General features: G+C 28.4%; 17 protein-coding genes. 1 reads left to right on the top strand and 16 read right to left on the bottom strand.

Annotation, left to right across the window (positions count from 1 at the left end):
* Nucleotides 1–6: 6 nt before the first annotated feature.
* From aspS to recJ, 5 genes are read right to left on the bottom strand one after another with little or no spacing between them, the layout of a single operon-like run.
* Entirely contained in the window at nucleotides 7–1,764 is a 1,758-nt protein-coding gene (aspS, locus tag L6653_RS02720; RefSeq protein ID WP_236785408.1) for an aspartate--tRNA ligase, read from the bottom strand.
* Nucleotides 1,765–1,773: 9 nt separating this feature from the next.
* Nucleotides 1,774–2,379, bottom strand: a complete 606-nt coding sequence (locus L6653_RS02715) for an MBL fold metallo-hydrolase (RefSeq protein WP_236785407.1) — start codon at nucleotides 2,377–2,379, stop codon at nucleotides 1,774–1,776.
* Nucleotides 2,379–2,828, bottom strand: a complete 450-nt coding sequence (gene dtd / locus L6653_RS02710; protein WP_236785406.1) for a D-aminoacyl-tRNA deacylase — start codon at nucleotides 2,826–2,828, stop codon at nucleotides 2,379–2,381. The genes L6653_RS02715 and dtd overlap by 1 nt, the downstream gene beginning before the upstream one ends.
* Entirely contained in the window at nucleotides 2,828–5,005 is a 2,178-nt protein-coding gene (locus L6653_RS02705; RefSeq protein WP_236785405.1) for a RelA/SpoT family protein, read from the bottom strand. The genes dtd and L6653_RS02705 overlap by 1 nt, the downstream gene beginning before the upstream one ends.
* An 8-nt stretch (nucleotides 5,006–5,013) precedes the next feature.
* Nucleotides 5,014–6,744, bottom strand: coding sequence for a single-stranded-DNA-specific exonuclease RecJ (gene recJ / locus L6653_RS02700; protein ID WP_236785404.1), 1,731 nt, complete (start codon nucleotides 6,742–6,744; stop codon nucleotides 5,014–5,016).
* A 171-nt stretch (nucleotides 6,745–6,915) separates the two neighbouring features.
* On the opposite strand from recJ, the gene L6653_RS02695 reads away from it, so the two are divergent.
* Nucleotides 6,916–8,298 (top strand): alanine/glycine:cation symporter family protein, encoded by a 1,383-nt coding sequence (locus tag L6653_RS02695; RefSeq protein ID WP_236785403.1) that lies wholly within the window; start codon nucleotides 6,916–6,918, stop codon nucleotides 8,296–8,298.
* A 48-nt stretch (nucleotides 8,299–8,346) separates the two neighbouring features.
* Here L6653_RS02695 and L6653_RS02690 read toward each other — a convergent pair whose 3' ends face one another.
* From L6653_RS02690 to rdgB, 11 genes are all read right to left on the bottom strand, one after another.
* Nucleotides 8,347–8,616: a preprotein translocase subunit YajC gene (locus L6653_RS02690; protein WP_236785402.1), complete on the bottom strand. Its 270-nt coding sequence runs from the start codon at nucleotides 8,614–8,616 to the stop codon at nucleotides 8,347–8,349.
* Nucleotides 8,606–9,730 (bottom strand): tRNA guanosine(34) transglycosylase Tgt, encoded by a 1,125-nt coding sequence (gene tgt, locus L6653_RS02685; RefSeq protein ID WP_236785401.1) that lies wholly within the window; start codon nucleotides 9,728–9,730, stop codon nucleotides 8,606–8,608. The genes L6653_RS02690 and tgt overlap by 11 nt, the downstream gene beginning before the upstream one ends.
* 8 nt (nucleotides 9,731–9,738) lie before the next feature.
* Nucleotides 9,739–10,761 (bottom strand): tRNA preQ1(34) S-adenosylmethionine ribosyltransferase-isomerase QueA, encoded by a 1,023-nt coding sequence (queA, locus tag L6653_RS02680; RefSeq protein WP_236785400.1) that lies wholly within the window; start codon nucleotides 10,759–10,761, stop codon nucleotides 9,739–9,741.
* Nucleotide 10,762: 1 nt separating this feature from the next.
* The gene (gene ruvB, locus L6653_RS02675) at nucleotides 10,763–11,770 is read right to left on the bottom strand and encodes a Holliday junction branch migration DNA helicase RuvB (protein WP_058990441.1); all 1,008 of its coding nucleotides are present in this window, start codon (nucleotides 11,768–11,770) and stop codon (nucleotides 10,763–10,765) included.
* 9 nt (nucleotides 11,771–11,779) lie between these two features.
* Complete coding sequence (gene ruvA / locus L6653_RS02670) at nucleotides 11,780–12,373, bottom strand: Holliday junction branch migration protein RuvA (protein WP_236785399.1); 594 nt, start codon at nucleotides 12,371–12,373, stop codon at nucleotides 11,780–11,782.
* Complete coding sequence (gene ruvC, locus L6653_RS02665; protein ID WP_236785398.1) at nucleotides 12,373–12,867, bottom strand: crossover junction endodeoxyribonuclease RuvC; 495 nt, start codon at nucleotides 12,865–12,867, stop codon at nucleotides 12,373–12,375. Before ruvC ends, ruvA begins: the two co-directional genes overlap by 1 nt.
* Nucleotides 12,868–12,918: 51 nt before the next feature.
* The gene (locus tag L6653_RS02660; RefSeq protein WP_236785397.1) at nucleotides 12,919–13,458 is read right to left on the bottom strand and encodes a hypothetical protein; all 540 of its coding nucleotides are present in this window, start codon (nucleotides 13,456–13,458) and stop codon (nucleotides 12,919–12,921) included.
* A gap of 364 nt (nucleotides 13,459–13,822) precedes the next feature.
* Nucleotides 13,823–14,566: an HAD family hydrolase gene (locus tag L6653_RS02655; protein WP_236785396.1), complete on the bottom strand. Its 744-nt coding sequence runs from the start codon at nucleotides 14,564–14,566 to the stop codon at nucleotides 13,823–13,825.
* Nucleotides 14,553–14,900 carry a hypothetical protein gene (locus tag L6653_RS02650; RefSeq protein WP_236785395.1) on the bottom strand — a complete coding sequence of 116 codons (348 nt, stop codon included), beginning with the start codon at nucleotides 14,898–14,900 and terminating at the stop codon, nucleotides 14,553–14,555. Before L6653_RS02650 ends, L6653_RS02655 begins: the two co-directional genes overlap by 14 nt.
* Nucleotides 14,901–14,902: 2 nt before the next feature.
* Nucleotides 14,903–15,385 (bottom strand): YfcE family phosphodiesterase, encoded by a 483-nt coding sequence (locus L6653_RS02645; protein ID WP_236785394.1) that lies wholly within the window; start codon nucleotides 15,383–15,385, stop codon nucleotides 14,903–14,905.
* Nucleotides 15,386–15,970, bottom strand: a complete 585-nt coding sequence (gene rdgB / locus L6653_RS02640) for an RdgB/HAM1 family non-canonical purine NTP pyrophosphatase (RefSeq protein ID WP_236785393.1) — start codon at nucleotides 15,968–15,970, stop codon at nucleotides 15,386–15,388.
* Nucleotides 15,971–15,981 lie beyond the last annotated feature (11 nt).

Raw genomic sequence — 15,981 nt, 5'->3', positions numbered from 1 at the left:
CTACCTCTATTCTTTTACCTCTATACTTAATTCATTTAAACTTTTTTCATCGACTATACTTGGAGCTTGAGTTAATGGACAAGTTGCTGATTGAGTTTTTGGAAATGCTATTATATCTTTTATATTATCAGTTTTAGCAAATAACATTACCAGTCTATCAAGTCCATAAGCAAGTCCTGCATGAGGAGGTGTTCCATATTGTAAAGCTTCAATAAAGAAACCAAATTTTTGTTCTATATCTTGATCAGATAATTTTAAAGCCTTAAATACTTTTTCTTGTAGTTCTTGATTATTTATTCTTACAGAACCTCCGCCCATTTCATCTCCGTTTATTACAATATCATAGGCTTGAGTTCTTACTTTTTCAGGTTCTGTTAATAGTAAATCAATATCTTCTTCATTTGGCATTGTAAATGGATGGTGTTGAGAAACATACCTATCTTCTTCTTCGCTATATTCAAACATAGGGAAGTTTACAACCCAACAAAAAGCATATTCTTTTTCATAAAGATTTTGATCTTTTGCAACCTTTCTTCTTAATGCTCCAAGTCCTTCAAGAACAGTTTTATCCTTATCAGCTCCAATTAAAATTAAATCATTGTCAGAAATATCTAATTTTTCTATCAAATTTTCAACGATTTCTTCAGTTAAGAATTTTTTAATTGATGAATTTATATCATCTTTATTATTAAATTTAATAAAACTTAAGCCTTTAAGTCCGTAATCTTTTACAAAATCAGTTAATTTGTCTAATTGCTTTCTTGAGTAATTTGAAGCTTGTCCTTTAAAATTGATTGCTCTTACAGAATGTCCCTCTTTAATATTGTCTGTAAAAACTTTAAAATCTGAATCTTTAAATATTTCTGAAATATCATTAATCTTATAACCATATCTTAAATCCGGTTTATCAGAACCGTATGAATTCATAGCTTCTGAATAATCCATTCTTGGAATTGGTAATTTTAAATCATAATCAGTAAATTTATCAAAAAGTGTCTTTAATAATCCTTCGTTTACTTTTATTACATCATCTTGATTAGCAAAACTCATCTCAATATCAAGTTGTGTAAATTCTGGTTGTCTGTTTGCTCTTAAATCTTCATCTCTAAAACATTTTACAATTTGAAAATACCTATCTAAAGAACCAATCATCAACAATTGTTTCATTAATTGAGGAGATTGTGGCAAAGCATAAAATTTACCTTGGTTTACTCTTGATGGAACCAAATAATCTCTTGCTCCTTCTGGAGTTGGTTTTGTTAAAAATGGTGTTTCAACTTCTGTAAATTTATTATCATACATATATTCTCTCATACTTCTTACAATATCAGATCTTAATTTTAGATTTTTTTGAACTGATTGTTTTCTCATATCAAGATATCTGTATTTTAATTTTAAAGTTTCACTTACATCGTCATTTTCTTTTATATAAATAGGAGGTGTTTTTGCTTTATCTAAAATATTTATTTTTTCAGCTACTATTTCAATATTTCCTGTAGGTATATCTGGGTTTTTAGATTCTCTTTCTCTTACTTCTCCTTTTACCTCAAGAACATATTCACCAGCCACATCTTTTACAGTTTTATAATTTTCTTCATCATCTTCACGTGTTACGATTTGAGTAATGCCAGTTTTATCTCTAAGATCTATAAAAACTAAAGATCCAAGATTTCTTTTTTTGGCAACCCAGCCCATAAGTACTACTTCTTCGCCAATATTTTCTTCTCTAAGCTCACCACACATGTGGCTTCTTTTAAATTCCATACAAACCTCCTAAATTAAAAATGGATTATTTTCTTTTTCAAATTTGATACTTGTAGATTCTCCATGGCCTGGATGAATTTTTGTATCGTCATCGTATATAAAAATTTTATTTTTTATTGAATTTATTAATGTATTAAAATTCCCACCTGGAAAATCACTTCTTCCTATTGATAAATTAAATAAGGTATCTCCAGAAAAAATATCATCATCTATTTTGTAGGACATTGAATCTAAGCTGTGACCTTGAGTTTTTATAGCCTTTATCTTATACTCAGAAAAAACTTCTCCATCCTTTAAATAAAAATCAATTTTCAAATCCAAATCACAATATCCTCTAGACAAATTATAATCTGGATCATTTGCTATATCCTTACTGTCCTCGCTTGCATAAACTTTTACATTTAATTTATTTTTAAAATATTCAAGTCCCAATACATGGTCAAAATGTGTATGAGTTAACAAAATAAATCCTATATTAATTTTATTCTTATCTATATAATTTTCAATTTTTCCGCTTGGATAAACTGGATCAATCAAAAATCCATTGTTTTCATCATCAAAAACCACATAAGAATTTGCCATCATCGGTCCTTCTGTTATTTTTCTTATATGCATTAATATAACCTTTCACTATCTAATTGAATTGTCACAGGCCCATCATTTATCAATGAAACTTCCATATGAGTTTGGAATTTTCCAGTTTTTACATCAAATCCATCATCTTTTAATTTTTGTATTAATATTTCATAATATTCTTCTGCCTTCTCGGCACTAGATGAATTTATAAAAGAAGGTCTATTTCCTTTTCTAGCATCTCCATATAGGGTAAATTGGCTTACAATTAACAATTCTCCACCCTCATCTTCTACAGATAAGTTCATTTTCCCTTGGTCATCTTCAAATATTCTTAGTTTTTCAATTTTCTTTTTAATATAATCAATATCTTTTTCAGTATCAGAATCGGTTACTGCCACAAAAACCAATAAACCTTGTCCAATTTCTGAAATCAACTCATCAGAAACTTTTACACTTGCTTGTTTTACTTTCTGTACAATAGCTCTCATTAACTTTTCACCCTATAAATACTTTCTATCATTTTTATTGTTTTTAATTTCATAATTAATTCATTCAATTTTTCTGTATTTGGAACCAAAACTGTAAGATCTATTATTCCTTCATGGTTATCATTACTTCTCACATTCATAGCTTCTATACTTACATTTTCAGCTGATATTAATTTTGTTATTTCAAAAATCATTCCTGTTTTGTCTTTAGTTGTAATTTGAATTCTAACTGGGAAGATATCATTAGAATTATTTTGCCAATAAACATCAATTAATCTTTCTGGAGATTTTAAATTTGTAATATTTGGACAATTTCTAACGTGAACACTTATTCCCTTTCCCTTTGTAATATATCCTACGATTTGATCTCCTGGAACTGGATTGCAACATTTTGCAAATTTTACATCTACTTGATCATCAAGATCGCTCACCCTTACTTCATTTGAAAAAGATTTTTTGCTATTTGTCCTTGTAATATCAATTTCTTCAATTTGTTTTGGCAATTCATCTTTGTGTTTTTTTACTAATTTTTGAATTATTTGCTCAGTATTAGTTTTTCCAAATCCAATTGATGCAAACATTTCATCTTTTGTTGGATATCCTAAATCATTTGCAATTTCTTCAAGCCACTCATCCTTGATATCTCTTTTATAAATTTCCTTATTTTTTCTAAGCTCCCTAAATAAAGAATCTTTTCCAATTTCAATATTTTCTTCTTTTCTATATCTTTTGAAAAATTGCTTGATTTTATTTTTGGCTTGGTTAGATTGGACCATATTAAGCCAATCTCTAGATGGTCCTTGTGAATTTTTGCTTGTAAGAATTTCTACAACATCACCTGTGTTTAGTTTATGAGAAAAAGGAACGATTTTCCCATTAACTTTTGCTCCAACACATTTATTTCCAACTTCTGTATGAACTCTATAGGCAAAATCTATAGCACAAGAATTTACTGGCAAAGAATATATTTCACCTTTTGGTGAATAAATATATATTTCTTTTGAGAAAAAATCTCCTTTCAAGGTGTCAAGAAATTCCTTACTATCAACATCCTTACCGCCTTCTTTTTGCCATTCCATAATTTGCCTTATAAAGGTGAGTTTTTCATCAAATTCAGTTGATTTACTCTTATTTTCTTTGTATTTCCAGTGAGCTGCTATACCATATTCACATTCATAATGCATTTGCCTTGTTCTTATTTGAACTTCAAAAGGCTTTGAATCTTCACCAAAAACAGTTGTATGCAAGGACCTATATCCATTTGGTTTTGGTTGGCCAATATAATCTTTAATTCTATTTGGTATTGGCCTCCAAATTGAATGAACTTTTCCTAAAACTTCATAACAATCTGCAACCGTATCAACCAAAACTCGAACAGCTGTCATATCGTAAATTTCATTAAATTCAATCTTATTTCTACTCATCTTTTTATAAATTGAATATAAACCCTTAGGCCTACCTGAAATTTCATAATTAATTTTTGAAGTTGAAAGAGCCTTGTTTAAAGTATCAATAATTTCATTGATATAGGCTTCTCTTTCCCTTCTTTTGTTGTGTACCATTTGAGCAAGCTCATAGTATTCTTCAGGTTTTTGGTACCTAAAACATAAATCTTCAAGCTCCCATTTCATTGTATAAATTCCAAGTCTATGAGCAAGAGGAACATATATTTCCAAGGTCTCACTTGCAGTTTGCTTTTGTTTTTTTTCAGTCTTATATTCCAAAGTTCTCATATTGTGCAAACGATCAGCAAGTTTTATTAAAATAACTCTTACATCGTTACTCATTGCCAAGACCATTTTTCTAATGTTTTCAGCTTGTTTCTCTTCTCTTGTTTTATAATTTAATTTTTTTAGCTTTGTTACACCATCAACCAAAAAAGTAATTTCTTCACCGAAAAGTTCTTTCATTTGATCTTCTGTAACAGGAGTATCTTCCAAAACATCATGCATCAAACCTGCACAAATTGTTTGATCATCTAATTGCATGTTTGATAAAGTCTCTGCAACTACGATTGGATGAATAAAATAATCTTCTCCAGAGTTTCTTTTTTGACCCCTGTGATGATACTCAGCAAAATCATATGCTTTTTTTATTAAATTAAGATTAGCATTTTCATTATTTTTTAGAACAATTTCCTTAAATTTTAAAAATTCTTTTTGAAAATCTTTTGCCATAATATCACCTACCTTATATCAATCAACCTTAATTGTAATTTTTTTTGGTCCCTAAATTCATTTATGTCCGGATAAAAGACAGCATCAATTTTATTTCCTAAAATATTTGAATCAAATTTATCATTTAAAAATTTATATTCTTTTTTTGCATTAAACATTATAGCTTCAATATCACGACCATTTTTATTTAGGGTCATTTTCATTGTGTTGTTATTTTTTCCTATCATATTTAGATTTTTAATTTGGAGATTTTTATCTGCAAATTTTGCCTTTGGATTATCTTTACCAAAAGGCTCTAATCTTTCTAAACTTTGAGCAAATTCAAGTGATAGTTTTTCAACTGAAATTTGAGCATCAATATTTATTACATTTTCAAAATCTTCATTTTTTAATTTAGACTTTTCGTTAAGTTTTTGTCTAAATTCATCTACCTTATCTTTTTTTATTGAAAGCCCGCATGCCATAGGGTGTCCCCCGAAAGATTCAAGCAAATCCTTTATTTCAAAGACTTCCTTATAAATATTATAGGCTTCAATACTCCTACCAGATCCCTTTAATACTCCCTTATCATTTGATTCAGTCATAATTATAGTTGGTTTGTTGAATTTTTCTTTAATTCTTCCTGCTATAATTCCACAAACACTTTCTTCAATATTATCTACATCTACAATAATAATGTCATCTTTATAATATTTTTTATTTTTTATAATCTCTAGAGTTTTTTCAAGACCGATATTTGTTAAATCTTTTCTTTCATTGTTTAAACTTACCAGTTTTTTTGCATAAGTGTGGATTTTTTCTATATCATCTTCCATTAGCATATCTATTGCAAGTTTTGCAGTAGAAAGTCTTCCCGTTGCGTTCATACAAGGACCAATTATAAAGCCTAAGGTGTATGCATTTACTTCTTTATTCCAAGAATTTTCCTCAACCAAGGCTTTTATAGCTAATTTTTCTGTATTATTTATTCTTTTTAAACCCTCTATTACAAAAATCCTGTTTTCATCAGTTAAAGAAACAATATCACAAACCGTTCCCATAGCGACATATTCCAAAAGACCATATAAATAATCTAAATCTCCCTCAAGTCTTTGGTATAAAGCTTGCATTAATTTGAAAGCAACACCTGCCCCGCACAAATCATCAAATGGATAGGTATTGTCTAACCTTTTAGGATTTATAACACAGTCAGCTTCAGGTAAAATTTGCTTTATCCATTCTCCATCTTCCACTTTTGAAACTTGGTGGTGGTCAGTTACTATAACTTTTATATTATTTTCTTTTAATTTTTTGACTTGATCTATTGCAGTGATTCCATTATCACAAGTAATTACAAGACTTACCCTGTCTTCAATCGCCCTATCAATCATCCTATCGCTAATTCCATACCCATCTATAATCCTATCTGGAATGTCATAGCTTATATCATCATAAAAATATAATAAACCATCAAGAAGTGTCATAGTTGAGCTTATTCCGTCTTGATCATAATCTCCAAATACTCTTATAGATTCACCATCTTCCATTGTTTCAATAATTATATCAATGGCTTTTTTCATATCCTTTAATAAATATGGGTCGTGAAGTTTATCAAGGCTTGGATTTATAAAACTTTCTACAAGATCTGCCTCTACAATATCTCTATTTGCAAGTATTAACGCTTCTAATTTGGTAATATTTTTATTTTTTAAATTTGCTAAATAATTATTTTTCTTATTATATATATACCACTTGGTCATAATTCCCTCTCTTATGAATAAATTATACCATTTTTAGAATCAATATAAAGATATAGGTAGAATCATGAAAAAACATTATAAAAATGTAAAATTTTGATAATTTATAAATTATTTTGAATTTTATAAAAATAGAAATAAAATAATAAAAAATAATTTTTTTTGGAGAAAAAAATGATTGAATTATTAAAAAGTTTTGAAAATTTATTGTGGGGCTTTCCTTTAATAGTCGGAATAGTTGGCACAGGAATTTACATAAGTATAAAAACAAAGGCTATACAATTTAGAAAATTACCATATGCAATTAAAAATACTCTTGGAAAAATTTTTGAAAAACCAAGTGAAAATCATAAAGGTGACATAAGTCCTTTTGGTGCCTTGGCTACTGCACTTGCAGCTACTGTAGGAACTGGAAATATAGTAGGTGTGTCTCTTGCTATAATTTTAGGTGGACCTGGTGCAATTTTTTGGATGTGGCTTGCAGCTTTGTTGGGTATGGCAACAAAATTTTCTGAGGTTACCTTGGCCCTTGCCTATAGGGAAAAGAAAAACGGACAATATGTTGGCGGACCTATGTATTATATCGAAAAAGGTTTAAATAACAAAAAGCTTGCAAAAACTTTTGCTATTTTTGCTGGAATTGCCGTTTTTGGTATTGGAGATTCTACTCAAGCTAATGCTATTTCTGGAGTTTTGCACGATTCATTTGGTATAAATAAAATTATAATTGGATTTGTTTTGTGCATTTTGGCAGGAATAGTTATAGTTGGTGGAATTAATTCTATTACAAAAGTTACAGAAAAATTGGTTCCATTTATGTCTTTTTTATACATAATTGGTTGTTTATGGATTTTATTTTTAAACAAAGAAAATATTTTACCAGCTTTTAAAGCTATTTTTGTTGGAGCTTTTAATCCAAAAAGTCTTGGAGGATCTTTTGCTGGACTTTCTATAAAAGCTGTTATTTCTGCAGGAGTTGCAAGAGGAGTTTTTACAAACGAAGCTGGTCTTGGTTCATCTCCAATGGCTCATGCTTGTGCATCAACAGACCATCCAGTTCGTCAAGGTCTTTGGGGAATTAGTGAAGTTTTTGTCGATACTATTATAATTTGTACAATGACAGCCCTTGTAATTCTTTCTACAAATGTTGATATAAGTGATACAAAAAATGCAGCAAGCCTTGTTGCAAGAGCATTTGCAACAGGATCTAGCCTTGGAAGTTTAATTGTTAGTATAGGTTTAAGTCTTTTTGCTTTTTCTACAATTTTAGGCTGGGCTTATTATGGAGAAACTGCTCTTAGATATTTGTTTGGAGAAAAAATTATTATTCCTTATAGAATTCTTTACGTTATATTTGTATTTCTTGGAGCAAATATGGATCTTGGGCTTGTTTGGATTGTTGCAAATATATTAAATGGTTTTATGGCACTTCCTAACCTATATGCCCTAATAAATCTTGCACCAACTGTTGTAAAATTAAGTAAAGACTTTTTTAAAGATCCTGAAAAAATAAGAAAAAGTCCTGATGAATATAATTTTTTACTTAAAAATAATTAAAAAAAAAAGCTTTTTTAGACTGTTGTTTTTAACAATCTAGAAAAGCTTTTAAATTTCTAATATTTTTTCAATACTGTCAGTTTCTATTAATAAGTAAGAGTACTTCTCGTCTTTACCAGTAATAATAAGACAATCACTTATGTTAAGTTCTATTACTTCTCCAATAATTTTACTTTCTGTTAAAATTTTTGAACCGACTTTAAGATTTTTTTTAATAAATTTTTTATTCTTTTTCTTATCCAAATCATCTTTTAAAGAATAAAAATAAAACATCAAGGCTAAAATTATTAAAATAATATATTCTAATTTAAGATTCATATCCATATTTTTCGTAAAATTCTTTTTTAAATTCCAAAAATCTATCTTCCATTATTGATTTTCTTATATTTTCACATAATTTAAGCAAGAAATATAAATTATGGTAGGTCAAAAGCCTTGCTCCCAAAATTTCATTTACATTTACAAGGTGTCTAATGTAAGCTCTTGAATAATTTCTGCAAGTATAGCAATCACAATCATGATCAAGGGGTGTGAAATCTTCCTTGTATTTTGCATTTCTTACTACAAGCCTACCCTCAGATGTTATAGCAGTTCCATTTCTTGCAATTCTTGTTGGAAGCACACAATCAGCCATATCAATTCCAGCCTCAAATGATTCAAATAAATAATCAGGACTTCCTACTCCCATATTGTATCTTGGTTTGTCTTCTGGTAAAAGAGGAGTTGTATATTTTAAAAGTCTTATCATTTCCTCTTTTGGTTCACCAACCGATAAACCACCCAATGAATATCCATCAAAATCCATAGCACAAGTTTCTTCGACAGATCTTTTTCTTAAATCTTCAAACATTCCACCTTGGATAATTCCAAATAAAGATTGGTCTTTGTGGGAATTTTTTTTGTGATAATCTAGACCTCTTTTTGCCCACCTTATTGTTCTTTCAACAGATTCTTCCACATACTTATAATCGGCAGGATATGGAATACATTCATCAAAACTCATCATTATATCTGAATGGATATCATTTTGAATTTCAATTGATTTTTCTGGTGTAAATAAGTGTTTAGACCCATCAATATGAGATCTAAAAACAACTCCTTTTTCAGAAATATCTCTAGTATCTGACAAAGAAAAAACTTGAAATCCACCACTATCTGTAAGTATCGGTCCATTCCAATTCATAAATTTATGAAGACCACCAGCTTTTTTCATAATATCCATGCCTGGTCTTAAATATAAATGGTAGGTATTTCCCAAAATTATTTTTGCATCGATTTCTTTTAATTCTTCAACACTCATAGTTTTTACTGTAGCCTTTGTTCCAACTGGCATAAAAATCGGTGTTGGTATATCTCCATGGTCTGTGTGAATTATTCCACATCTTGCATTAGAATATTTATCTTTTTTTATTAATTCGTATTTTATCGGCATTTTCTCTCCTATTTCAAAAACATAGCATCGCCAAAACTAAAGAACCTATATTTTTTATCAACAGCATCCTTATAGGCATCCAAAATTATTTCCTTACTTGCAAGAGCTGATACAAGCATAATCAAAGTTGATTTTGGAAGATGGAAATTTGTTATTTGACAATCAATAACATTAAATTCAAAACCTGGATATATAAAGATATCTGTCCAGCCAGAATCTTCTTTTATTTCACCATTTTTTTTGTAAACTGATTCAAGAGTTCTTGTTGTTGTAGTTCCTGTTGAAATAATTCTCTTATTATTTTTCTTAGTTTCATTGATTAAATCTGCAGTTTCTTTACTGATTTGATAAAATTCTGAATGCATTTTATGATTTTTTACATCATCAACTTTTACTGGTCTAAAAGTCCCAAGTCCAACATTCAATGTTATATAGGCTAATTTTACGCCCTTTTCTTCTATTTTTTTAAGCAATTCTTTTGTAAAATGAAGTCCTGCAGTTGGTGCTGCAACAGATCCTGGATTTTTGGAATAAACTGTTTGATATCTTTCCTTATCTTTTAATTTTTCTTTTATATAAGGTGGCAAAGGCATATTGCCAAGCCTATCTAAAATTTCTTGAAAAATTCCTTCATAAGAAAATTTCACAATCCTATTACCGTCTTCTTTTATATCAACAACTTCAAGACTTAATTCATCAGAAAAAATACATTTTGTTCCAATTTTCATCTTCTTTCCAGGTCTAACTAAAACTTCCCACTTATCTTTTTCAATATTTTCAAGTAAAAATACTTCGATTTCTTCTTCTTTTCCTTCTCTATGTCCGAAAAGTCTTGCAGGGATAACTCTTGTATCATTCATTACAAGAAGATCTCCCTCATTTAAATACTCTATAATATCATAAAAATGTTTATCTTCTCTTTGACCCGTTTTTCTATCTACAACCATTAACCTAGAAAAATCTCTCTTATCAGCCGGATGTTGGGCAATTAAGTCTTCTGGTAAATAATAATCAAAATCTTCTGTTCTCATCTTAATCCTCAAATTTTAATCCGTAATGTTCATAAGCTTTTTTTGTAAGAATTCTTCCTCTTGGAGTTCTTGTTAAAAATCCGATTTGTAATAAATATGGCTCATAAACATCTTCTATAGTAACATTTTCTATTCCTGTTGAAGCAGCAATCGTATCAATTCCAACTGGACCTCCATCAAAATTTTCATACATAGTAAGGACTATTTTTTTATCCATACTATCAAGACCCATGTGATCTACTTCGAGGAGTTCAAGTCCTTCACATGAAGTTTCATAATCAATAACTTCATCTTTTTTTACAATTGCATAATCCCTTACTCTTTTTAAAAGTCTGTTTGCAATTCTTGGGGTTCCCCTACTTCTTCTAGCAATTTCAAATGCTCCCTTATCTTCTATTGGAATATTTAAAATATCTGCTGATCTTTTTACAATTTTTGTTAAATCTTTTGTATCATATAAATTTAAAGATAGCAAAACTCCAAACCTATCTCTCAAAGGAGCTGAAAGCATACCAGCCCTTGTTGTTGCTCCTACAAGAGTAAATTTTTCCAAGTCAATTCTAATAGATTGGGCGTTTGGGCCTTTTCCTACAATAATATCAAGAGCAAAATCTTCCATAGCAGGGTATAAAATTTCTTCAACCGACCTGTTTATTCTGTGAATTTCATCAATAAATAATACATCACCCTTATCAAGATTTGTAAGAATACTTGCAAGGTCTGATGGTCTTTCTATAGCAGGACCACTTGTAATTCTAATATTTACTCCCAATTCATTGGCAATAATATTTGAAAGAGTAGTCTTACCAAGTCCTGGAGGACCTTGCAATAAAACATGGTCAAGGGGTTCTTGTCTTTTTTTTGAAGATTCTATAAAAATTTTCAATTTTTCTTTAGCTTTATCTTGACCTATATAATCTTTTAACCACTTAGGTCTTATAGTTATTTCCTTGTATTTGTCATTTATTTGCTCATTAGAGCCAACTATTCTTTCATTTTGATCGTACATAAAACCATCCTAAATCATTCGCTTTAAAGCCTCTTTTATTATCTCTTCAAGGCTTAGGTCAGAATCTTTTAGTGAAGATAAAACTTTATCAATACTGTTTCTTTGATATCCAAGATTTATTAAAGCTTCTCTTGCTACATCAATTTCACTATTAGTACCTGTGATTTTTGTATCTGAAATTGTCAAATCTTCATTTATTGCCATTTTCTTAACCTTATCGACAAGCTCAAGAATAATTCTTGATGCAGTTTTCTTGCCAATTCCTTTGGCTTTTGTCAAAGTATCAATATCATTATTTACTATAGCTAGTTTTATCTTATCTACATTCAAAGTTGATAAAACTGCTATTGCATTTTTAGGACCTATGGTTGATACACTTGTCAAAAGCTCAAAAACTTCTAGTTCATCTTTTGATGAAAAACCAAAAAGAGAAATGTCATCTTCCCTTACATTCATCTTTGTAAAAATTTTAAATTCATTATTTATTTCCAAAGTTTTTATAGTATTAAATGAAGAATTAATCAAATAACCAATATTATTATTTTCAATAACAAAACTATCTTCTCCAATATATTTAATTTCACCTATTATATAACTAATCATTAATTCATCCTAAATTGTTCTTTAAATCTTTGACTAAAGGCGTGAGTAAGAGAAACTGCCAAGGCATCAGCAGCATCATCTGGTTTTGGAATCTCACTTAAATTTAGTAAAGTCGTAACTGTTTCTTGCATTTGTTTTTTATTTGCCCTACCAAATCCTGTTATAGCTTGTTTTATCTGAAGAGGAGTATATTCGTAAATTGGTAAATCATTTACTTGGGCACACAAAACTTGAATTCCTCTAGCATGACCTACAGTAATTGCAGTTTTTACATTTTGATTAAAAAATAATTCCTCAATAGCAAACTCATCTGGCTTAAATTCTTTTATAATATCATTTAAATTATTATATAAAATTTCAAGCCTTTTTGGTGTTTTTGTTTTAGCAGAAGTAGTGATTACACCATTTTCTAAAACTTTATACCTATTTCCATTTACTTCTAATACCCCGTATCCCATAATAGCAATACCTGGATCAATTCCTAAAATAATCATACTAACCTTTCTCAAACTTACAATTAAAAAAGGGCTAATCGCCCTTTTGTCTTAATGATACCTATTTACAACTTCTATACAAAGTCCCTTCCAATAATAATTAGCATAAACATCAATTGCTATGTTATAAAGAAGACTAACTAATTTGTCGTTTATTTCTTGAGCCTGCTTTAATGTAATATCCTCTGTGTAAATCATATCAATATCAAAAGCTAATTGTTTATTGGTATTTACATCAAGGTTTAAAACTTTTAACTTTAAATATGTATCAGAATAATTTTTAACACTTTTTCTAATTTTTGAAACCAACTCTTTGTTATTATATATTTTCTTAAGATAATTTTCTTTTTCATTTCTTACATAAGAAGTATCTTCAGTAAAAATTTGATTTTCCTCAAATAAAAAAGACACCCCATAATAATTAATAGCGAGGTACTCTAAGTCATCAATTAATTCCTTATCTTTGAATGCCTTATACTCGCTTTTTAAAGTTAATAGAAATTCAAACCTATCTAAATCTTTGCCAATTGATTTATCTAAGCTTATTATTATTTGATCTATATCAGATAAATACCAAAAATTCTTTTTCAAATTTTTTAATATATAAGGTTTTATAAAAAATTTATTTTTCTTATAATTACTAAAATTTTTATTATCATAAAGTGACATCAATGTATTAAGTGAGGATATATCCTCATTAATTAAATAATCATATTCAAGTTTTTCAATTATTGGTTTTTTTCCGCACTTGATGTCATATTTCTTATCCCTCTTCTTAGTCTGTAAATAAATTTTAACATAAAATCAAATAAATTTATTTATATTTATTTATGGAAAAATAAAAATAGCTAAAACAGATGTATAATTTATGCAATATTTACTAAATTATGTATAAATCATTTACAATCTAGCTATTTAAAATAATTTAATTTAATTTTATTCACCTGAAAAAAATTTAAAATTGATGAAAATTTACTTTCAAATCCTTTAATAAAAAATTATAATTTACATCTTTTCTTTCAACATGAATTTTTGTTTTTTCTCTTAATTTTTCATCATCAAATAGTCTATTAATTAGCTCAAAACTTGGGTTAATAGCATGAGCATTTCCTACTTTTTCAAACATAGAAAAATCACCATTTGTATCTCCGTAGGCATGAGATTTATCTAAGTCAATATTATATTTTTTTGTTAAAAAATTAATAGATTTTTTCTTATTTTTGCTATCCCACATTGGTAGAATCTTTCCAGTAAACTTTTTGTTTTCATCAAAAATATATTTTGTTGCTATTGTATCATCTGCCCCATAAATTTTAGCAAAGTCTCTTACCAAAAAATCTGGAGATCCAGAAATCACAAAGATTTTATATCCCTCTTTTTTATGAAATTCCAAAGCATTTTTTGTTACCCTATAAATTTTACTTTTATTAATTTCAATAACTTTTTTTGCATATAAGTTTATAGTATCTTTGTCAATTCCTACAAGGTTTTTTTGATAAAGTAATGAGGCTTTATCTAAATAATCCTCATATGGACCTTTTCTATCTTGATATTTTTGGTATAGAGGCTTTACATTTTTAATCCAATTTTCCTTATCGAGAATTCCATCTTCTGTCATAAGAAAATAATGCTCTATTAATAGTGAATTTCTAAATAAGGTTCCATCAATATCAAAAAATGCGGCCTTATTTTTTCCCATTTCTTTTCACCTTTTCATCTTCTTTGTAATAATCTTTTACATCATCAAAAAGACCAATAATTCCTGCAAAAAGTATTCCTATTAATGCATTTGAAAGTAAAATTACACTAATCCAAGCCAAGTTAAGTCCAATCGCACTTGTTAAGCTAAAAAATGCAACTACACCTATGGCTAGACCTACAATTCCAACTATAAATGATGGATAAAATTTTACAATTTTTTCATCATTGTGCCTACTTACAAAGTAAGTTAGTCCCATTATAATTATAGATAAAATCGGTAAAACTATAAGTTTTGAAATATTATCTGCTACTAAGCTTATTAAACCTGCCATATTTATTCCTTTGTTAAATCTATTCTTTTTACTTTAATTTTTTCATCAATTTCTAAAATTACAAAACCTGCTTTATTATCTCTTGGAAGTGATGGAGATCCAGGATTAAGCAAATATATATCAAAATCCTCAAGATATTCATAATAATACATATGAGTGTGACCAAATATTACAAAGTTACAGTCATAGTCCATAGCCTTTTGAATAAGTTGATTTTTTGAAAAATATACTCCTTCTTTGTGACCATGGACTAATAAAATATTTATTTCACCTAAGGGTATTATTTGTTCAAAAGAATTTTTATAATCCCCATAATCGTTATTTCCTTTTACTGTAACATATTTTATACCTGTATATTTTGAAATATTTTCAGCATCTTTTGTGTAGTCACCAGCGTGAATCATAAAATCTATATGATTTTCTTTTAAATATTTTAAAACTGAATAAAAATCTCCGTGAGTATCACTTGTTACCAATATCCTCATTTAATCTTCTTTCAACAAAAATTTTTTAAACTTTTCTAAAGCCAAAGATCTGTGACTGTATAAATTTTTTTCTTCATCAGTCATTTGACCAAAAGTTTTTCCAATTTCTTTGACTCTAAAAATTTGATCATACCCAAAATCTTTATCTCCATATTCTTTTTCGCTTATTTCTCCATCAATTTTACCGTCAAAATAATAATCTTTTCCATCCTTATCAATAAAACAAACACTAGTTTTAAAATAAGCATCTCTATTGTCTGATTCTTTCAATTCATCTAATAATTTATTTCTATTATCCTTGTAAGTTGGATTTTCTCCAGCATATCTATGAGAATAAACACCTGGTTTTAAATTTAATGATTTTACAAATAAACCTGTATCATCAGCTAAAGTTGGTATTTTTAAAATATCATATAGAGATTTTGCTTTTTTATAGGCATTTTCCTTTAAAGTTTCTCCGTCTTCATCAACTTCAAATTTTTCTATATTAAAATCATCTGTAGTATAAATATCTACACTTTCTCCTAAAATTTCTTTAATTTCTCTAACCTTATCCTTGTTAGATGTTGCAAGCACTATTTTCATTTTCACCTCTT

Source organism: Anaerococcus ihuae (assembly GCF_928368155.1).
GTDB lineage: Bacteria > Bacillota > Clostridia > Tissierellales > Peptoniphilaceae > Anaerococcus > Anaerococcus ihuae.
The sequence above is the reverse complement of the archived record's forward strand: the minus strand, read 5'-3'. Positions and strand labels throughout refer to the sequence as shown.